Annotated in this window: 17 protein-coding genes, 1 tRNA gene and 1 riboswitch; of the genes, 10 read left to right on the forward strand and 8 right to left on the reverse strand. The window is 55.0% G+C overall.

Annotation, left to right across the window (positions count from 1 at the left end):
* The first annotated feature begins 6 nt into the window (after nucleotides 1–6).
* Entirely contained in the window at nucleotides 7–861 is an 855-nt protein-coding gene (locus RHI63_RS02660; protein WP_206200959.1) for a DNA-formamidopyrimidine glycosylase, read from the forward strand.
* On the opposite strand, the gene RHI63_RS02665 is transcribed toward RHI63_RS02660, so the two are convergent.
* The 3 genes from RHI63_RS02665 to RHI63_RS02675 all read right to left on the reverse strand — a co-directional run bounded on the left by RHI63_RS02665 (nucleotide 831) and on the right by RHI63_RS02675 (nucleotide 4,144).
* Entirely contained in the window at nucleotides 831–2,069 is a 1,239-nt protein-coding gene (locus tag RHI63_RS02665) for a sensor histidine kinase KdpD (RefSeq protein WP_206200960.1), read from the reverse strand. The genes RHI63_RS02660 and RHI63_RS02665 overlap by 31 nt on opposite strands.
* Before the next feature lie 76 nt (nucleotides 2,070–2,145).
* Complete coding sequence (rimO, locus tag RHI63_RS02670; RefSeq protein ID WP_310821799.1) at nucleotides 2,146–3,468, reverse strand: 30S ribosomal protein S12 methylthiotransferase RimO; 1,323 nt, start codon at nucleotides 3,466–3,468, stop codon at nucleotides 2,146–2,148.
* A gap of 19 nt (nucleotides 3,469–3,487) precedes the next feature.
* Nucleotides 3,488–4,144 carry a Mo-dependent nitrogenase C-terminal domain-containing protein gene (locus tag RHI63_RS02675; protein WP_206200962.1) on the reverse strand — a complete coding sequence of 219 codons (657 nt, stop codon included), beginning with the start codon at nucleotides 4,142–4,144 and terminating at the stop codon, nucleotides 3,488–3,490.
* Between the two features lie 127 nt (nucleotides 4,145–4,271).
* Here RHI63_RS02675 and RHI63_RS02680 point away from each other — a divergent pair, with 127 nt between their 5' ends.
* The 6 genes from RHI63_RS02680 to RHI63_RS02705 all read left to right on the forward strand — a co-directional run bounded on the left by RHI63_RS02680 (nucleotide 4,272) and on the right by RHI63_RS02705 (nucleotide 9,115).
* The gene (locus RHI63_RS02680; RefSeq protein ID WP_310800429.1) at nucleotides 4,272–4,907 is read left to right on the forward strand and encodes a chorismate lyase; all 636 of its coding nucleotides are present in this window, start codon (nucleotides 4,272–4,274) and stop codon (nucleotides 4,905–4,907) included.
* 98 nt (nucleotides 4,908–5,005) lie between these two features.
* The gene (pds, locus tag RHI63_RS02685) at nucleotides 5,006–6,439 is read left to right on the forward strand and encodes a 15-cis-phytoene desaturase (protein ID WP_206200964.1); all 1,434 of its coding nucleotides are present in this window, start codon (nucleotides 5,006–5,008) and stop codon (nucleotides 6,437–6,439) included.
* Entirely contained in the window at nucleotides 6,423–7,358 is a 936-nt protein-coding gene (locus RHI63_RS02690) for a phytoene synthase (RefSeq protein ID WP_206200965.1), read from the forward strand. Before pds ends, RHI63_RS02690 begins: the two co-directional genes overlap by 17 nt.
* 4 nt (nucleotides 7,359–7,362) lie before the next feature.
* Complete coding sequence (locus tag RHI63_RS02695; protein ID WP_149820490.1) at nucleotides 7,363–7,881, forward strand: phosphoribosyltransferase; 519 nt, start codon at nucleotides 7,363–7,365, stop codon at nucleotides 7,879–7,881.
* On the forward strand, nucleotides 7,878–8,873 hold the full coding sequence (locus RHI63_RS02700) for an aspartate carbamoyltransferase catalytic subunit (RefSeq protein ID WP_206200967.1): 996 nt from the start codon (nucleotides 7,878–7,880) through the stop codon (nucleotides 8,871–8,873). The genes RHI63_RS02695 and RHI63_RS02700 overlap by 4 nt, the downstream gene beginning before the upstream one ends.
* Nucleotides 8,870–9,115, forward strand: a complete 246-nt coding sequence (locus tag RHI63_RS02705) for a 2Fe-2S iron-sulfur cluster binding domain-containing protein (protein WP_302677281.1) — start codon at nucleotides 8,870–8,872, stop codon at nucleotides 9,113–9,115. The genes RHI63_RS02700 and RHI63_RS02705 overlap by 4 nt, the downstream gene beginning before the upstream one ends.
* Nucleotides 9,116–9,132: 17 nt before the next feature.
* Here the strand turns inward: RHI63_RS02705 and RHI63_RS02710 are convergent, their stop codons facing one another.
* Nucleotides 9,133–10,482 (reverse strand): ArsB/NhaD family transporter, encoded by a 1,350-nt coding sequence (locus RHI63_RS02710; RefSeq protein ID WP_310821800.1) that lies wholly within the window; start codon nucleotides 10,480–10,482, stop codon nucleotides 9,133–9,135.
* Between the two features lie 87 nt (nucleotides 10,483–10,569).
* A riboswitch (cyclic di-AMP (ydaO/yuaA leader) is annotated at nucleotides 10,570–10,708 on the reverse strand.
* Nucleotides 10,709–10,863: 155 nt separating this feature from the next.
* Between RHI63_RS02710 and RHI63_RS02715 the strand changes: the two genes are divergently transcribed.
* On the forward strand, nucleotides 10,864–11,769 hold the full coding sequence (locus RHI63_RS02715; protein WP_225901629.1) for a bifunctional riboflavin kinase/FAD synthetase: 906 nt from the start codon (nucleotides 10,864–10,866) through the stop codon (nucleotides 11,767–11,769).
* Complete coding sequence (locus RHI63_RS02720) at nucleotides 11,762–12,670, forward strand: MoxR family ATPase (RefSeq protein WP_206200971.1); 909 nt, start codon at nucleotides 11,762–11,764, stop codon at nucleotides 12,668–12,670. The genes RHI63_RS02715 and RHI63_RS02720 overlap by 8 nt, the downstream gene beginning before the upstream one ends.
* Before the next feature lie 343 nt (nucleotides 12,671–13,013).
* Here the strand turns inward: RHI63_RS02720 and RHI63_RS02725 are convergent.
* From RHI63_RS02725 to serS, 3 genes are all read right to left on the reverse strand, one after another.
* Nucleotides 13,014–13,085: transfer RNA gene (locus RHI63_RS02725), tRNA-Asn, on the reverse strand.
* Nucleotides 13,086–13,133: 48 nt separating this feature from the next.
* Nucleotides 13,134–14,477, reverse strand: a complete 1,344-nt coding sequence (gene murF / locus RHI63_RS02730) for a UDP-N-acetylmuramoyl-tripeptide--D-alanyl-D-alanine ligase (RefSeq protein ID WP_310821801.1) — start codon at nucleotides 14,475–14,477, stop codon at nucleotides 13,134–13,136.
* Nucleotides 14,474–15,766 (reverse strand): serine--tRNA ligase, encoded by a 1,293-nt coding sequence (gene serS, locus RHI63_RS02735; protein WP_310744776.1) that lies wholly within the window; start codon nucleotides 15,764–15,766, stop codon nucleotides 14,474–14,476. The genes murF and serS overlap by 4 nt, the downstream gene beginning before the upstream one ends.
* A gap of 197 nt (nucleotides 15,767–15,963) precedes the next feature.
* Between serS and apcD the strand changes: the two genes are divergently transcribed.
* On the forward strand, nucleotides 15,964–16,449 hold the full coding sequence (gene apcD / locus RHI63_RS02740; RefSeq protein ID WP_190278062.1) for an allophycocyanin subunit alpha-B: 486 nt from the start codon (nucleotides 15,964–15,966) through the stop codon (nucleotides 16,447–16,449).
* A 1,252-nt stretch (nucleotides 16,450–17,701) separates the two neighbouring features.
* Here apcD and RHI63_RS02750 read toward each other — a convergent pair.
* The gene (locus RHI63_RS02750) at nucleotides 17,702–18,841 is read right to left on the reverse strand and encodes an AI-2E family transporter (RefSeq protein WP_206200973.1); all 1,140 of its coding nucleotides are present in this window, start codon (nucleotides 18,839–18,841) and stop codon (nucleotides 17,702–17,704) included.
* Nucleotides 18,842–18,853: the final 12 nt, after the last annotated feature.

Genomic DNA, 18,853 nt, shown 5'->3' on the forward strand with positions numbered 1-18,853 from the left:
CAGACCGTGCCGGAATTACCGGAAGTTGAAACCGTACGTCGTGGGCTAGAGGTGGTCACCCTTGGGCAACCCATTGTGGGGGTGGAGGTGCTTCTAGCCCGTTCTATTGCGCTTCCTGAAGAGCCGCAAGCGTTTATTGATCACCTGCGCGATCGCGCCCTGCAACAATGGCAACGGCGCGGCAAGTATCTTTTAGCCACCCTAGATGACGGCAGCCACCTCGTCATTCATCTGCGCATGAGTGGTCAGTTACTGTGGCTCACTGATCCGGTGCCCCTTTGTTCCCATACCCGTGTACGCTGGTTTTTCGCAACGGGGGCGGAACTCCGCTTTGTGGATCAACGGACGTTTGGTCGCTGTTGGTGGATTCCTGCACACTGCCGCCCCGAAACGGCGATTCCCACACTGGCCAGCTTGGCACCAGAACCCCTGAGTGAGGCCTTTACAGTTTGGTTCTTGGCGGAGCGGTTGGTGCATTATCGTCGCGCGCTAAAAACGGCACTTTTGGATCAAACCGTTGTTGCCGGCATGGGGAATATCTATGCCGATGAAAGTCTTTTCTTGAGTGGTCTGCACCCCGCCCTACCCACCTACACCCTAACGATTGAGCAGATCGTTCACCTCCATCAGGTGATTCGCCAAGTGCTGAGGGAAGCGATTGCAGCAGGCGGTACGACAATTCGTAGCTTCGTCACTCCGGCGGGGGTGAATGGTCGCTATGGGGGTCAAGCATGGGTCTATGGTCGCAAGGGGGAAGCCTGCCGCGTCTGTGGCACAACGATTGAACGGCTGCGCTTGGCAGGACGCTCCAGCCACTATTGTCCCCGCTGTCAGCCGCTGTCTTCAGCAATGGGCAAATAAAGGGTGAGAATTTCGCCCGCTTGGCGATCGCGCCGTTGAATGACCTTAGCGCCGACTGCTTCTATTAAGAGTTTTGCCGCCTGAAAGTTGAGACTCAGTTGGCCGGTTGCGGGATGCCACAGGAGCAGGTGCCCCAAGGCGGCCAGATCGCTGCGGTGTTTGTACTGGGGCGATCGCAATTCTAGCTTCACGTGCTGCCCTGCCCGCTGCACCACCAATTGCAGTTCACTCTCTGGGGCAAGGGTTTGGCTATAGTATTCCACTAACCCAGTCAAGACCTGATCCAAAGACGCTGGATCACTGAGAACAAGGGGTAAATTGGGCGGATAGTCGAGAACCAATTTGACTTGACGACGCGCCGCCTGTTTTTGCCAGCGAGCCAAGTTGGTCGTGAAGAGTTCCGTCAAGTGGGTTTGCCCAAACGCAAGGGGGGGTTTGGGGCTAGGACTAGTGAAGATTTCGGCGGCATCACTCAGGAGATTAAAGCGGGTGATTTGATCCTGAATCTCTTGACCAATCTTTTGCAGATACTGGTACGTGCGCTGCGGTAGATTCTCTTGCCGTTGTAGCAATTGGATAAAGGTATTGATGGTGGTGAGGGGAGTGCGCACCTCGTGGGAAAGGGCTTGCAGCAGGCTAATATCCGCAGCCATGGGGGTAGAAGTCACAGTCAGGGGCGTGGCCGCCGGTTGACTATAGTCCAGCAGCCATTGAGCAAACTGACTCACCAAACGATAGCTGGGGGGCACCATCTCGACACTGGCCAGCCACTGATCAATGGGGTGGAGATTGGCTAAGGGAAGTTGCTGCCGCAATTGCTGCCAAAAAGCATGAATTTCCTCAGGGGCAAAGGAAAAGTGCAGTCCGCGCTCCCCTTGATAGATCAGTAAAAGATTGACCTCTGGACTCAGAAGCAGGCAAAAGGGATTCATGCCTTCTCGCGCTGCGGGCAAAAGGGTCATTGCTGGCAAAGCAGGATTGGCGTCTGTAGGGGGCAGGTAGGGCAGCGATCGCCCTTGGGGCATGAGGACATAGGTTTTTAGGGGACAATCTTGAAGAATGAGGCTGGGGAAGGAGACTAAAAAGCCCTCAATGGGATGCGTGACTGCCAATAATCTTTCTAAGGCAGCAACCCCCGCTTGCCACTGCCAAAAGCGATCGCCAGCACGGGTATCATACCGATCAATGGTGGAATGAGAGCGTCCCATAGCAGCCGATGCAACGTCCCCAACTGCCTTGACCATAGCCCCAATAATTCCAATCTGCCTAGGAGTAAAACCGTACTTAGGCAGGGATGATGCCGTACAGGTCGTAAATATCAGCAGCAGTAATCTTCACGGGGACAATTGTGCCCAAGGTGGCTCTTCCCTTCACATAGACCACACCATCAACATCGGGGGCAAATCGGGGCGATCGTCCAATCAATTCCCCAGTTTGTGGGTTTTCCTGCTCAATGAGCACAGGCATGGTTTTGCCCACTTCAGCGGCATTTTTGCGCTGGGCAATGGGTTGTTGCAGTTGCATCAGGCGATCGCGCCGCGCCATTTTGATTTCCTCTGGAACCTGATCCGGCAGATCATAGGCGGCAGTCCCTTCCTCGGCGGAGTAGGTAAAGACCCCCACATGGTCAAATTCATGGCGCTGCACAAACTGGCAAAGATGCTCAAAGTGGTGCTCAGTCTCACCGGGGAAGCCAACAATAAACGTCGTCCGCATCACTGCTTCGGGTAAGTCCTGCCGTAACCGTTCAATCAGGCGATCGTTCACCCCCGCTTGCCACGGCCGATTCATCGCGCGCAGCACCTCTGGATGGGAATGTTGCAACGGCAAATCGAGATAGGGCAAGATATTGGGGGTTTCTCGTATCGCTGCAATCACCTCAGGCGTTAGCCCCGTAGGATAGGCGTAATGCAACCGAATCCAAGGTACATCCACCTCCCCAAGGGCACGGATCAGCGCCGCGAGTTGGGGTTGACCATAGAGATCAATGCCATAGTTGGTGGTAATTTGCGAAACAATAATGATTTCTTGGACGCCCTCGCTGGCGAGTTGATGGGCTTCCTTAACAATGGACTCAATGGGGCGCGATCGCTGGTTGCCCCGCAGATGGGGAATGATACAAAAGGCACAGCGATAGTCACAGCCCTCAGCAATCCGCAGATAGGCCACCGGTTCCGGCGTGGTGCGGTAGCGAGGAACGGTTTCATCGGCAATGTAGGTGGGCACAGCACTAATTTGTTGCACCCGCTCACCCGTTTCTACCCGCTCAATCACCTCAACAATGTGCTGGTAATCGCCACTGCCAACGACGGCCACCGCCTCAGGAAGCTCCGCCAAGAGTTCCCCTTGAAAATGCTGCGCTAAGCAGCCTGTGATCACAATCTTCTTATTGGCTTCTGCCAGTTCTACCAGTGTGCGCACCGACTCTTCGCGGGCGGCTTGGATAAAGCTACAGGTATTGACAATAACGTAGTCGGCTTCGGTTTCATCGGTACCCACCCCATAGCCCGCTGCCGCAAGGAGACCAATCATGTGCTCCGTATCCACGCGGTTCTTATCACAGCCAAGGTGGGCAAAGGCAATTTTCGGTTTGGTTGGGTTTGGCATCTAAACGGGTCAGCACCATCTAACAGTAGGGGGTAATATCTTCACCACACTCGTCGGCCAAATAGCTGAGCGAGCGAAAGCGCAACCCCACTAATTGATCATAAAGGGGATTGAGTTTACAGAGGGGGGGAATATGGACAATCTTGCGACCAAAAAGGGTAATGTCGCGCTCAAAGGGGCATTGGGGGGGAATCAGGCGGCAGAGAAAGCGAGCTACCTTGGCATCTTTGACCTCTAAACCATCCAGCCAGTGGCGCACGGGATCCAATAGGCGCAGGGTTTGTTCATTGCTCTCGTGCTGACCATCAAGGGTGTGCTTCAGGGACTCAAGGGCAGTAATTTCCAGTCCCAAGGCGTTGCAGAAGCGTTGCAGTTCGGCATCCTCCGATTGGGAGTAAATGCCATTGGCAAGCGCCACCATCACGGCTGTACGCACGAAATTTTCCGCAAGGGCGCGATCGCCGCCAAAGGTGGCCACCAGTTCTTCATTAGTGACTGGAGCAAAATGTTCAAGATCTATTTCTGGGGCAATTTCCTCGCGAATCAGGCTCGCAATCAGTTGCTTCTCTTCGGGATCAAAATGACCATCGGCGCCGGCAATGCTCAAGAGACCCTTAATCCAAATGGCCGTTTGTTCGGGTGTTAGTTCCAAGGTAGATGCTGCAGTGGTTGCCATAGAGATTGCCCCAAGATTGCTGCTCACTACGACTGTACTTTAGGTCTGGGTCTTTCGTGCCATCCTGAACCACAGATAAAATCCTTGCTACAATTGACGAAGTTTTGTTAAGCACTGTGTCCCGTCCTTGACTGTTTCGCTGTTGCCCTCCACCTGCTCAACCCCTTGGTATGCCCTTGATCCCATTTGGCAGGGGGACGCGGTGGCGATCGCCCAAGGATTACCTCATGATCTTTTAGCGCCGGCGTGGCAAATCCTGATTCTTGGGGATGGCTCCCCCACCCGCCACCTGCAACTGCTGACGGGTGAAACCACGGAAGTGGACGTGATAGATATGTCCGCCATTGGCCATGCCAGCGATCGCGCCCCGGCGCAACTGCAACTCATTCCCGGCCCGCGGCTGCGGCGTCAAGTGTGGCTACGCACCGCTTCAGGTCAACGTTTGGCCTACGCCACCTCTTGGTGGGAAGCTGCCCATGTGGATGAGTATTTGCAAAACCGTGCCATGCCCATTTGGACGAACCTCGCCCAACGCAAGGTGGAGCTTTATCGCGACATTCAGGCGGTGTATCTCGGGCACTCTGAAACCTTGGCGGCAGCCTTTGGCGAGGCGGGGCCTTTTTGGGGGCGGCATTATCTCTTTTGGCACGATCGCCGTCCCATTACGCTGATTTATGAAGTCTTTTCGCCCTACCTCTGCCGCTACCTTGGTCCGATGGGAAGTACGGCCTATTTGGCAAATTCAGGCTCAACATTAGCCTAAAGCGGCTGCCTCCGTAACGTTTTGTAAATATAATATGAACAGCTTTTTGTCCCCCTAGGGGGTTGCGTTCATCTTCGTCAGTTAGGGTAGCGTCATTCATGCGAGTTGCAATTGCCGGTGGTGGCTTAGCGGGCTTAGCTTGCGCCAAGTATCTAGTGGATGCAGGACATACCCCCATGGTGTTTGAGCGTGCCAATGTCCTTGGTGGCTTGGTGGCGGCATGGCAGGATGCCGATGGGGATTGGGTGGAAACGGGCTTGCACGCCTTTTTTGGTGCCTACCCCAATATGCTGCAACTCCTAGCGGAATTGGGGATTAGCGATCGCCTGCAATGGAAACGCCATGCCCTGATTTTTAACCAACCGGAAAAGCCGGGGGTGCTCTCGTGGTTTGATGTTCCCGATATTCCTGCGCCTTTTAATGTACTGCTCTCCATTTTGCGCAACAACGATATGCTGACGTGGGAGCAGAAATTCCGCTTTGCCTTGGGGCTGTGGCCAGCGATCGTGCGCGGCCAAAAATACGTCGAGGCAATGGACAAGTACACCCTCCTCGAATGGCTGCAACGCCAAGGGATTGATGAGCGGGTAAACTCCGACATTTTTATTGCGGCCTCAAAGGCACTGACCTTCCTGAACCCCGATGAGGTCTCGGCCACGATTCCCCTGACGGCGATGAACCGCTTTCTGCGGGAACGCTATGGCTCAAAAATTGCCTTCTTGGATGGGGCACCCCCCGAACGGTTGTGTCAGCCCATTGTGGATTATGTGACCGCGCGGGGCGGTGAAGTGCACACCAATGTGGCTCTGCGGGAGATTGTCCTCAATGAAGATCTCTCGGTGCAGTCCTTTGTCATGGCCGATCGCGAGGGACAACAGCGCTTTGAAGTCACAGCGGATGCCTATGTCTCAGCAATGTCGGTGGATGCCATTAAACTGCTGCTGCCGAAGCCGTGGCAAGACCTATCCTTTTTCCAGAAACTCAATGGCCTCGAAGGCGTCCCGGTGATTAACGTCCAAATCTGGTTTGATCGCAAATTGCCGACAGTGGATCATCTCCTCTTCTCGCGATCGCCCCTGTTGAGTGTTTATGCCGACATGAGCGAAACCTGCAAGGGCTATGCCGATCCCGACAAGTCAATGCTAGAGCTGGTATTGGCGCCTGCTGCGGAGTGGATTGGCCGCAGCGATGAGGAGATTGTTGAGGCGACCCTTGCGGAACTGGCCAAACTCTTCCCCAATCACCTACCGGAACCTGCTAAAGTGCTGAAAACGGCGGTGGTGAAAACCCCCCGCTCAGTCTATAAAGCCACCCCCGGTCGCCAAGCCTTTCGTCCGGATCAGGCCACACCCATTCCCAACTTCTTCCTTGCGGGGAGCTACACGATGCAGCCCTACCTAGGGAGTATGGAAGGTGCGGTACTTTCTGGTAAGCTGACAGCGCAGGCGATCGCGAAGCGGCTCGCAGAGAGCAACGCCCCGCAGCCCCCTAAAACCTCTATTCAAACTGCCGCCAATGCTGCAACTGCCTAGAGCCGAGTACGTCCCTCCCCTGATTTCCCTCGACGAGGCCTACGAGTTGTGTCGTCAGGTCACTGCCGCCTATGCCAAGACGTTTTACCTCGGCACGCTGTTGATGCCCCCCGCCAAGCGCCGCGCCATTTGGGCAATTTACGTCTGGTGTCGGCGCACCGATGAACTGGTGGATGGCCCCCAAGCCGCAACGACAACCATGGCCACCCTTGATGAATGGGAAGCGCGCCTTGAGGATATTTTTGCTGGACGTCCCCACGATGGCATGGATTTAGCTCTAACGGCAACGCTGGAACAGTACCCCCTCGACATCCAGCCCTTTCGGGACATGATTGCTGGCCAGCGGATGGACTTGCACCGCAGTCGCTATGAAACCTTTGCTGAATTGGAACTCTATTGCTACCGCGTGGCCGGTACCGTCGGCCTCATGTCCCTTGAGGTAATGGGGGGAAACCCCTACAGCGATCGCCTGTGTTCCCCTTGGGTGGATCCCTATCAGGCTAAAGGTACCCTCAAGGATCAAGCCATTGCCCTTGGCATTGCCAATCAACTGACCAATATCCTGCGGGATGTGGGCGAAGATATGCGGCGGGGGCGGATTTATCTGCCCTTAGAGGACTTGGCTGCCTTTAACTACACCGCAGAAGACTTGCAGCGGGGAGTGATTGACGATCGCTGGCGGGCATTGATGCGCTTTCAAATTCAGCGGGCACGGCAATTTTATCGGGAAGCCGAAGTGGGGGTGGCTTACCTAGAGCGGGATGCCCGTTGGCCCGTGTGGTCGGCATTGATGCTCTATCGCCAGATTCTTGATGTCATCGAAGCCAACGATTACGATGTCTTTAATCGGCGCGCCTTTGTCTCTGACTGGCGCAAGCTGCTGTTTATCCCTATTTCTTGGTTCAAGGCCAGCTTCTAGCACCATGGCAGATCTGTACGTGGATTGGGACGAGTATCATCGCACCATTGAACAGTTGGCGATCGCTATCTATGAATCGGGATGGCAGTTCAATCAAATCCTCTGCTTGGCCAAGGGGGGGCTGCGGGTAGGGGACATTCTCAGCCGCTTGTTTAATCAACCCCTCGCGATTCTGGCGGTGTCCTCCTATGGCGGTGTCAATAACCAAGAGCGGGGTCGCATCACCTTTGCGCGAGATTTAACCATGACCACCGCTACCCTTGGCAGTCATGTCCTCTTGGTGGATGATTTGGTAGATTCTGGCCTTTCCTTGCAGAAAACCCTGCGCTGGCTAGAGGTCAAATATGGCTTTGCGGTGGAGGAAGTGCGCACTGCCGTTCTCTGGTACAAAGCGGCCTCTTGTATTCGTCCGGACTACTATGTTCATTACCTGCCGGAAAATCCGTGGATCCATCAACCCTTTGAACGCTACGAACAACTGACAGCGGCTGATCTTGCTCAAACCCTAACCCCCTGTCCATGACGCCTACCCTCACTCCCCCCCTCCAATGGCAGCGTCGCCACGTCCTCTCCCTGCAAGACTTTACGGTGGCGGAACTAGATATTGTGCTGCAAACAGCGCTCAGTTTTCAGGAAGTCCTGAATCGTCGCACCAAAAAAGTCCCCACCCTGCAAGCGCGGGTGGTTGCTAATCTTTTCTTTGAAAGCTCGACGCGCACCCGCAATAGCTTTGAACTGGCGGCCAAACGTCTTTCTGCGGATATTCTCAACTTTTCGCCCGGTACCTCGGCCCTGAGTAAAGGGGAAACGATCCTCGATACCGCTAAGACCCTGTGGGCGATGGGGGCAGAGTTCATGGTGATTCGCCATCAGCAGTCGGGGGTGCCCCATACGATTGCGGCGGAAATGGATCGCCTTGGCGCTCAGGTGGCGGTTCTCAATGCCGGTGATGGCTTGCACGAGCATCCCTCCCAAGCCCTGCTAGATTTGTTTACCCTTTGTCAACTCTACGATCCGCGTCAGCCCCGCTGTGCCCTGTTGCAGGGGAAGAAAATTGCCATTGTCGGGGATATTCGCCATTCCCGTGTGGCGCGATCGAACCTCTACAGCCTGAAAACGGCCGGTGCTGACGTGCATTTGGCCGGCCCCCCCACCCTCTTGCCGCCAGAATTTGCAGACTATGGAGCAACGCTCCACTGGACACTGGAACCTGCCCTTGCTGATGCCGATATTGTGATGACGCTGCGCCTGCAACGGGAACGCATGGATCAGCACCTGATTCCCAGTTTGCGGGAGTACCATCAGCAGTTTGGTATCACCCATGAACGGCTGCGCCTGTGCCGACCGGAGGTGCGGGTTTTGCATCCGGGACCGGTGAATCGCGGCGTGGAATTGAGTTCGGCATTGCTGGATGATCCGCAGTTCAGTTTAGTGAATCAGCAGGTGACCAGTGGGGTGGCGGTACGGATGGCGTTACTGTATTTGATGGGAACGTATCATGGAGGCAGGCCATGATTAAGGTCACCTTTGTGCCGGATCAGGTTTCCGTTGAGGCCGAAGTGGGTGAAAGTTGGCTGAGCGTTGCAGCGCGCGCTGGGGTCGACATTCCCACGGGTTGTTGCATGGGCAGTTGTGGCGCCTGTACGTTGGAATTGGAGGATGGCGAGGAAATTCGCGCCTGTATTTCTACGATTGCGGGCGATGGCGAGGATGGTACCCAGATTACTGCCTATGTCTTTCGAGATCCCACGTGGTGATCACAGGAATCAAACCCTTAGCGCCAAATGAGAAAGCGCACAGTTAGAAAGAGTGCTGAAACCCCCAACTGCAAGGCCGTAATCGGTACCCCATAACGCAGGAAGGTTTTGAAGCTAATCCGGCGGCCATGGAGTTCCGCAATCCCGGCACCAACAATGTTGGCAGAGGCGCCCACCAGCGTGGCATTGCCGCCCAACGTTGCCCCTAGCATCATGGCATAGAACAGGGGCAGCACCTGGGGGGGCAAATCACCCCCATAACCAGGGTGGAGAATTTCTGAACCTGCTAGACCCACATCGACAAGGTATTTTTTCAGCAGTGGCACCATCGCCACCACAAGGGGGATATTGGAAATGACGCTAGAGAGAATGCCAATCGCAAATAAGAGCAGCAGTGAGCCAAAAAAGATATTTTGGCCAATGAGAATGGCGAGGAGGTGGGAGAGTTGACCAATGATGCCGGTTTTTTCTAGGCCACCGATCAAGACAAAAATGCTCATAAAAAAGATCAGGGTGGCCCAGTCCACATCCCGCAGAATGTGGGTCACCGTATCGATTTTGCTTTGATGGGATAAAAGGAGTGCAAGGGCAGCCCCCATTAAAGCGACCGCAGGGGGAGACACTTTGACGACCATGCCATCGCCAATAACAAAGAAGGTCAAGACAAAGACGATGATCACACAACCCACCGCTAGGGTGCGGGGATGATTAATTTTGGGGTGGGGCAAGTGATCAAGGGAGTTGAGTTCTTTGCGCCAAATGCGGCGAAAGAGAACCGGCAGACAAAAGACAATGACGGCGATCGCCAGCACACCCCCTAAACTTAACCGCAACAGATAATCGCTAAAGCTGAGGTTGATGGCATCCCCCACAATGTAGGTTGCCGGATCGCCCACGAGGGTGAGTAACCCCGCACTATTGGAGACAATCACCATCAAGATAATCAGGGGGACAAAGTCCACCCCCACTTCAGCCGCCATGGGGGGCAACAGGGGGGCAAGGAGCATCACTGTTGTGGCATTGGGCAGTACGGCACAGATGGGGGTTGTCAGAGCCACGATCCCCAGCAGCAGGCGTTTTCCCTGACCGCGGGCAAGCAGAACCATTTGGGTGGCCAGATACTCGAACACCTTAGTGGGTTCAAAGGCTCGCACCAGAACCATGACGCCGAAAAAGAGAGCGAGAGTACCGTGACTGCGGCCAATGTAGCTAATGGCCTCCCCAAGGGTCATAATGTTGAGAAAGACAAGGAGAATCGCGCCCAAAAAGGCTGCAATGGTAATGTTGATCCACTCGGTCATGATCAGGAGGATCACGCCTAGGAAGATCGTGCCAGCAGCGAATGTATGCCAGTGTTCAATCAGCATTGGGCTTCCTAAAAGTTTCTAAGGTAACAAATTCGGTCAACCCCACGAAACCGAATCACTGGAACACTGAGCAGTTGTGAAAAACAGCCAGTCTCCAACTGAATGCCGACGAAGTTAGCTGACGGGCTAGGATTCAGTGGTATCCTTTCTCGGTGGAGAATGCGCCCCTGATTCGTTGGTTCCTCCGCTCCAAGCTGCCAAGGCTTAGATTAGGCACAAAAAGATAAATTGCTACTCAACGTAGCATAGGCCTCTTGGGGGATTCAAGAGAAGTTCTTCTATGACGTGAATAGAAAATCTTAATGAAGGCTTTCCCGGACTATTGCTCCTTGGTTAAATGTGTCAAAATGTTTCCTGTGTCAATTGAATAGCGGCCTACCCTTGCAAACTCCTACGGCGATCGCCCTTGGCAATTTTGACGGTGTCCATCGCGGGCACCAGGAGGTTATCCGTACGCTTGTTGAAGCAGCGCCTCCCGACTGTTACCGATCAGTGATTACGTTTTCGCCCCATCCGCAGGCATTTTTTACGGGAGAAGAGCGCCTGCTGCTGACCCCAGAGGCGGAAAAACGTGCCCTTTTGAACCACTATGGCATTGAGCAGGTGATTGTCCTGCCCTTTACCCATGCTCTTGCCCAACTGTCGCCCTTGGAGTTTGTTGAGCAGATTTTGGTACAGCAGTTGCAGGCCAAGGTATTGAGTGTGGGTTTTAATTTTGGCTTTGGCCGTGGGCGATCGGGGACAGCGGCGGATTTGCGCACCCTCTGTGCTGCCTTTGGTATTCCAGTGCATATTGTGCCCCCCTATTGTCGGGGGAGCGATCGCGTCAGTAGCTCAGCAGTAAGGGCCGCCCTCGCCGAGGGAGATGTGGGCTTGGCACGGGAGCTTTTGGGACGCCCCTACCAATTGACCGGCACCGTGATTCAAGGGGAACAGTTGGGACGGCAGTTGGGATTTCCCACCGCCAATCTAGCCCTCCCCCCAGACAAATTATTGCCTCGCCACGGCGTTTATGCTTGCCGCGTTACGGGGGCAGCGTTCGCCACTGAGCAATTGGGGGTGGTGAATATTGGGATGCGACCGACGGTGACGGGTCGGCAAGTGACCACAGAGGTGCATCTATTCAACTGGCAGGGGAATCTTTACAATCAAGAGATCACACTTCATTTAGAGGCCTTTATTCGCCCAGAGGTACGGTTTCCCAGTTTGGCTGCCCTACAGGCGCAAATTGCTGCCGATTGCCAAGTAGCGGCTGATCTTCTTGAACGAGTGGTCTCCTATGCGTGAACCCCTACAGCGACTGATCAATAACCTTGGACAGGTCATGGTGGGCAAAAAAGCTGCCATTGAACTCATGCTAGTGGGGTTGCTGGCGGGGGGACACGTTTTGCTGGAGGATGTACCGGGGGTGGGAAAAACCCTCTTGGCCAAAGCCTTGGCGCGATCGCTGGCGGGTACCTTTCAGCGCATCCAAGCCACACCCGATCTCCTGCCCACGGATTTATCGGGCACCAATATCTGGAATCCCAAAACAGCGGAGTTTGAGTTTCGCCCAGGTCCTGTCTTCTGCAATATCCTGCTGGCGGATGAAATTAACCGCGCCACACCCCGCACCCAATCGGCACTCCTAGAGGTCATGGAGGAGTACCAAGTCACCATTGATGGCGTCACCTACCCCCTGCCCCAGCCCTTTTTTGTCATTGCCACCCAGAACCCCGTGGAATACCAAGGCACCTTTCCGCTGCCCGAAGCCCAGTTGGATCGCTTTGCCCTGTGTTTTAGCTTGGGCTACCCCACCGAGGAAGAGGAACTACAAATGCTGCAACGGGTGCAGGGGGGCTTAGATGTCAATCAACTGGAACCGTGCCTCAGCTTGGCGGAGATCCAACAGTTGCGGCAGCAGGTGCTACAGGTGCGGGTAGATTCAGTGTTGCAAAAGTACATTCTTGCCCTTGTGCGGGCGAGCCGCGAGAGCGATCGCATTACCTTGGGGGTGAGTCCTCGCGGTACCGTGATGCTCCAGCGCACAGCTCAGGCCTTGGCCTTTCTCAATGGCCGTGACTATGTCCTCCCCGATGATGTCAAGCAATTGGCGCCCCATGTTCTAGCTCATCGTCTGATTACAGCAGCAGGGCGCTCAGGGCGGGCCTGTGTGGCAGAATTGTTGGAAACGGTAGCCGTTCCCTAGGGAGAGTTGGCGCGACTGTTCTCTATGAACATTTCTGCGATCGCCAACCTGTCATTGTAGTGTTAAGTCTTTTTAACATCGCGATCGCCCTCGCAACCGTCGAAGGATTTAGGCATTGATGACAACGATACTCATGACACAAGCCCTCCAACGGCAGGGAGAAATTTGGCACAACATCCTCAGCAGTCAAAACCTTACGGTCATCTGGGAAAACCTTGATGCTGACATCCTTGCTGTGCTAGAGGGCATGGAGACGGCTGGCCTAGCGTTGCCCCAATTGCTGCTGTTAGATATGGGCATGATGGGCAGCGCCGCCGTCGCTATCGTGGCTCAAGTTATTAAACTCCCCAGGCTGGATTCGAACCAGCGACCAATCGGTTAACAGCCGACCGCTCTACCGCTGAGCTACTGAGGAATATTGACGATTTTTTAATGTAGCGTAGTTCACCGCTCTTGGCAAGTCTCAACCGGACTGAAGTTTTGGCCAGCGCTGCTGCAGTTCATTCACTACGCGATCCAAGGCAACGGCATGGGAGGCCTTAAAGAGGAGGCGATCGCCCGGCTGTAAATGCTGCAGCAAATAGGCCACCAATTCTTCATGGGAAGCAAATTGCTGACTGGGAACGCGCCCTGCCCCCCGCGCAAGGGCTGCTCCCTCATCGCCCTTATCGAGAATTAAAAGGCCATCGAGGTCTAATTGAGCAACCGTGGCTCCCACCTGCTCATGGAAGGCAACCGCAAAGTCCCCCAGTTCCCGCATAGGGCCAAGAACTGCCAGATGCCGCTGACCGGGGAGCGATCGCAACAGGTGCAAGGCCGCCACCATCGATTCCAGACCCGCGTTGTAGGTTTCATCCAGTAGCCAAATATCGGGTTCGAGGCGATAGCGACCGCCCCGACCACTGGGCAATTCTAACGTCAACTGTCGGGGTAGGCGATCGCTCTTTAAGTCCAAGGCTTGCAGCACCCCAAGGGCAGCCAGAAAGTTCAAGGCATGGTGTGCCCCCGCAAGGGGAACGGTGTAGGTGCGTTGATCCACGTGGAGGGTTTGGGGCGGTTGATAGATTCCCCGTAGGGTGCCCCCCTCAAGGCCATAGGTAATTGTGGGCCCTGACCAGACCTGCGCCGCTGTCGGCAAAAGTAGGGGACTATCGGCATTGAGCACGGCTGTTCCCCCTTGGGGCATTTCGGCAAGCAGTTCGCATTTGGCTTGGGCAATGGCTTCGCGGGAACCGAGGCGGCCAATATGGGCAGTACCCACATTGGTAATCACGGCAACATCCGGTTGGACAATCTGGCTCAAAAGGGCAATTTCACCGCGCGCCCGCATCCCCATTTCAATCACGGCAAATTGGTGGTGGGGTTCCAGTTGTAAAAGGGTTTTGGGCACGCCAATCTCGTTATTGAAGTTGGCTTCGGTTTTGAGGACGGCGCCATAGTGACTCAGAACAGCGGCAATCATTTCCTTGGTGGTGGTTTTGCCCACGGAGCCAGTGACGGCAATGACTTTGGCTGGACATTGCTGCCGCCACCACTGTCCCAAGCGTTGATAGGCACTCAGGGTATTGGCTACCTGAAGTTGCGGCAGAGCAGAAGACACCGGCACCTCGACAATTAGGGCGATCGCGCCGGCGGCGGCGGCCAGATCGACAAATTGATGGCCATCAAAGGTTTCCCCCCGCAGAGCAACAAAGAGATTGCCAGTTGCGATTTGGCGGGAGTCAGTGGAAATGCCTGTGATTGGCAGATCTGGATGAGTTGTATCTAACCCCAAAGCTTGGGCGATCGCCCCGAGGGTGGTGTTCACGATTTTGCCCCGCCAATGTGGCTACACTTCAAGTAAGGTTGCAGCACCGCTGGTACCCGCACCGTCCCATCGGGTTGTTGGTAGTTTTCGAGAATGGCTGCCATGGTTCGTCCAACGGCTAGGCCAGAGCCATTGAGGGTGTGGACAAACTGTGTCCCTTTTTGCTTGGCAGCTTTGAAGCGAATCTTGGCACGCCGCGCTTGGAAATCGCCAAAGTTCGAGCAACTGGAAATTTCGCGGTAACAGCCGGCAGCGGGCAGCCACACCTCTAAGTCGTAGCACTTCATGGCGCCAAAGCCCAAATCGCCAGTACACAGTTCAATCACTCGATAGGGCAACTTCAGGGCTTGGAGAATATACTCGGCATCGGCCACAAGGGCTTCATGTTCAGCGGCAGAGGTTTCCGGGTGAACAAACTTGACCAACTCCACTTTGTTGAATTGGTGTAGGCGAATCAGGCCACGTGTATCTTTGCCATAGCTCCCCGCTTCACGGCGAAAACAGGGGGTGTAGGCACAGTGGTAAATGGGCAATTGATCGGCAGCTAAAATTTCATCGCGGTAGAAATTCGTCACCGGCACTTCCGCTGTCGGAATCAGCCAGAGATCATCATCGGCACAGCGAAAACTTTCCTCGGCAAATTTGGGTAACTGCCCCGTTCCCGTCAGTGAGGCACTATTGACCAACAAGGGCGGCAAGACCTCCACATAGCCGCGATCGCGGTGCGTATCAAGCATGAATTGGATCAAGGCTCGCTCAAGGGCAGCCCCCATGCCCAAGAGGGTAACAAAGCGACTCTGCGCTACTTTCACCGATCGCTCCACATCCCAGAGTCCCAATTGAGTCGCAATGTCCCAGTGGGGCTGACAAGGCTGGCTCGGTTTATACTCCTCACCCCAGCGGCGTACCTCAACGTTTTCGGTTTCATCGCGGCCAATGGGGGTGGTCTCACTGGGGGGGTTGGGAATCGTTAGCAGCAGGCGTTCCAATTCTTCCTTAAGTTGCCGTTCTTGGGGTTCAAGATCACTGAGTTGCTGCTTGAGATCGTTGGCCTCGGCCTTGAGGGCTTGAATTTCGGGGTCAGTGGCGGCAACGCCGGACTTGATCTTTTTGCCGACGAGGGCACCAATTTCGTTACTGCGGGCTTGGAGGTGCGATCGCTGTTGTTCAAGCTGTCGCTGCTGGGCATCCAATTCTAAAATGCGGTCAAGGTCAAAGTCACCGCCGCGCCGCCGCAGGCGATCGCCAAAGGCTTGGGGATTTTCTCGCAGTTGTTTGAGATCAATCACAGGTGAACGAAAACCAGTGCAAACCGCATTGATCCTATCACCAAGGGAGCAGATTGGCTCTAGGGGGCTGTCTTGCTGTGGTTTGCCATCGACACCGCTAAATTCCTCTATCAACCGTCGAGATTTTGATCAGGAGTGGCGTCAACAAGGGGTCGCCGTCCTCTAAAATGAGGGATGTATTAAGCGGTGTTAGCAATATGAGTGTCATTAGTCAGGTTCTTCTTAAAGCGGACGATGAATTGCGCTACCCCACCACGGGCGAACTCCAGACGATTAGTGACTTTTTCCAAACGGGTGAGCAACGCCTCCGCATTGCCACGACACTGGCCGAAAATGAGAAACGCATTGTTGAGCAAGCCAGCAAACAACTGTGGCAGAAGCGGCCTGACTTCATCTCACCGGGGGGCAATGCCTACGGCCAGAAACAGCGTGCCCTCTGTCTGCGTGACTATGGCTGGTACATGCGCCTGATTACCTATGGCATCCTCGCGGGTGACAAAGACCCCATTGAGCGCACGGGTATTATTGGGGTGCGGGAAATGTACAACTCCCTTGGTGTGCCGATGACAGGGATGGCAGAAGCCATTCGTTGCCTCAAGGACGCCTCCTTGGCACTGCTCAGCACTGAAGATGCTGAAGTGGCGGCACCCTACTTTGACTACATTATTCAAGAAATGTCTTAGGGAGACTGACGGCAGCCAATTTTGCATTCAAGGGGAACATAACCCATGACATCTCCCCTTGAAATTGTGGTTGTCAGCAATGGCCCCGGTGAACTGGCCACTTGGGTGTATCCCTTTGTAACAACGCTGCGGCAACAGGTCAGAGAGGGGCTGCGGGTTTCAGTGGTCATTGTTCCCTGTCCCCATGCCAGTGGTCAAGAAGCGGAGATTGCGCGCCGCTATGCGGGGGTGGATCGGGTGCTGCCCGCGGCAGAGTTCTGGCACCTCCTGCGCACAAAGACCACCCGTAGTAATTGGGATTGGTTTGCCCAAGGGGTTGTGGTCTTCTTGGGGGGCGATCAACTCTTTGCGGTGCTGTTGGCCAAGCGTCTGGGCTATCGCTGTGTGCTCTACTGTGAGTGGCAGGCACGCTGGCAAGGGTGGGTGGATGGCATTGGGTTGCGGCGTCCTCTCCCCGTGGGCAAAACAAGAGCTAAGGTGGCGGTGGTGGGGGATCTGATGACCGATGTGCAAGCCCTTGCCCTCGATTCTCTGCCTGATGTGCGCCAACAGTTAGGCGTTGCTGCAGATGCTCCCCTTGTGGGTCTGATGGTGGGTTCCAAGCCCAATAAGCTCAAGCTGGGGGTGCCCCTTTCGCTGGCGATCGCCGACCATTTAGCTGCTGCTCATCCCCCGATTCAGTGTGTGATTCCCGTGGCACCCACCCTGACGCTCAAGACCCTCAGTTGCTACGCCGATCCCCGCTTTAACCCCGAACTCAAGCACGTTGAGGGCACGACGGCGACACTCATCCAACCCAGGGAGGGGCTACCCTATCTGGAGACGCCGAGGGGTACGAAGGTCTATCTCTGGCAGCAGTTAGCCAACTATCCCCTGCTGCGGCAGGTTGCCCTCTGTGTGACGACCGTTGGCGCCAATACCGCTGAACTGGCCGCCTTGAATGTGCCGATGATTGTTCTTTTGCCGGCCCAACAACTGCGGGTACAGCGGGCACACCCTTGGGATGGGTTAGCCGGGTTGCTGGTGGGCTTGCCAGCGATCGGGCGACAGTGGACGGCATTGGTGTTTTGGGCACTGGTGGCCAAGGGATTGGGCTGGCGGCGATTTTGGCAGTTGTGGCGATCGCCAGAGATGGATTGGGACTTAGTGAAACAGGGTCTCGGCTACAAGGCGTGGCCGAATATCTGGGCAGGCAGAGAAATTGTACCAGAACTGGTGGGTCCGATTGAGCCGGCGGTGGTTGCTGATCAGATTAAGTCTCTATTGAGCCATCCTCAGAAATTGCATCAGATGCGGCAGGATTTGCGGCAGCAGGTGGGGGCGGCGGGGGCAGCGGCAAAATTGGTGGATTTGACCCTGCAGGTGGCGGGCTGGGCTGCCAGCGATCGAGAATGTCCTTGAGCACAATTTCTGTAAACCAAATTTGACCCACAATCACCAGAGGCAGTGCCAGCAGTAAGCCCAGAAAGCCAAAGAAAATGGCAAAAATAATTTGTGAAACCAGCGTCACAGCGGGCAGTAGAGCCACCTGTTTGGCCATGACGACAGGCACCAGCAGGTATTGCTCCAACTGTTGAATCACAATGTAGGCAATGAGAACGGCCACCGCCCGCCACGGATTGTCAATAAAAGCAATGATCATCGGCGGAATCACACTCAGGGCAGGGCCAATATTGGGAATCGCCTCCAGCAGACCGGCCAAGAAAGCATTGGCCAAGACCAACCGCACCCCCAGTAGCGCAAGAGCAATGCCACTGACCACACCAATGGCCAGCATATTCAAGCCTGTGCCCGCCAGCCATGCCAAGAGCGCCTGTTCACTTTCGGTGAGAATCGTGTCAATGCGAGACCGATAAAACGCTGGAAAGAGGCGAATGAATCCCCGACGGTAGGACTGAGGATCAATCACTAGCATCACCGTCAGCACCAAGACCAACAGCGTATTTAGTAAGACCGCCAGTGTATTGGAAAAGAGGGCAAGGAAGTTATTAAAGATTTGCTCAAGGAATGGCTCTAACTGGGTAATCAGCCGATTAATGACAGGGGTATCATCAAAGCCGCTACTTGGCAAAAGGTAAGCCATCTCATCCAGCCATGCTTCCACCCGTCCTAACCCCTTGGGAATCAATACACCCAGTTGCTGCGCTTCCTGCAAAAAGGGGGGAATGATCATCCAAAAGAAACCAAAGATGATCAGGAAAGTCAAGCTAATACTGATGGCGATCGCCCGGCCTCGTTGTAGTCCCCAGCTCTGGAGTCGCAGTTGCAGCCAGTTGAGTGCCGTTGCCAAGACCACTGCCAAAAAGACCAAGAGTAACACTTGGCGAATTTCCCAGAGGATGTAGAGACACACCCCCAGTACCAGCAAGCCAATCCACTGACCAAACGTCACTACTTTGCGTCC

The sequence above is a fragment of the Thermosynechococcus sp. GLH187 genome (assembly GCF_031583395.1).
Classification (GTDB): domain Bacteria; phylum Cyanobacteriota; class Cyanobacteriia; order Thermosynechococcales; family Thermosynechococcaceae; genus Thermosynechococcus.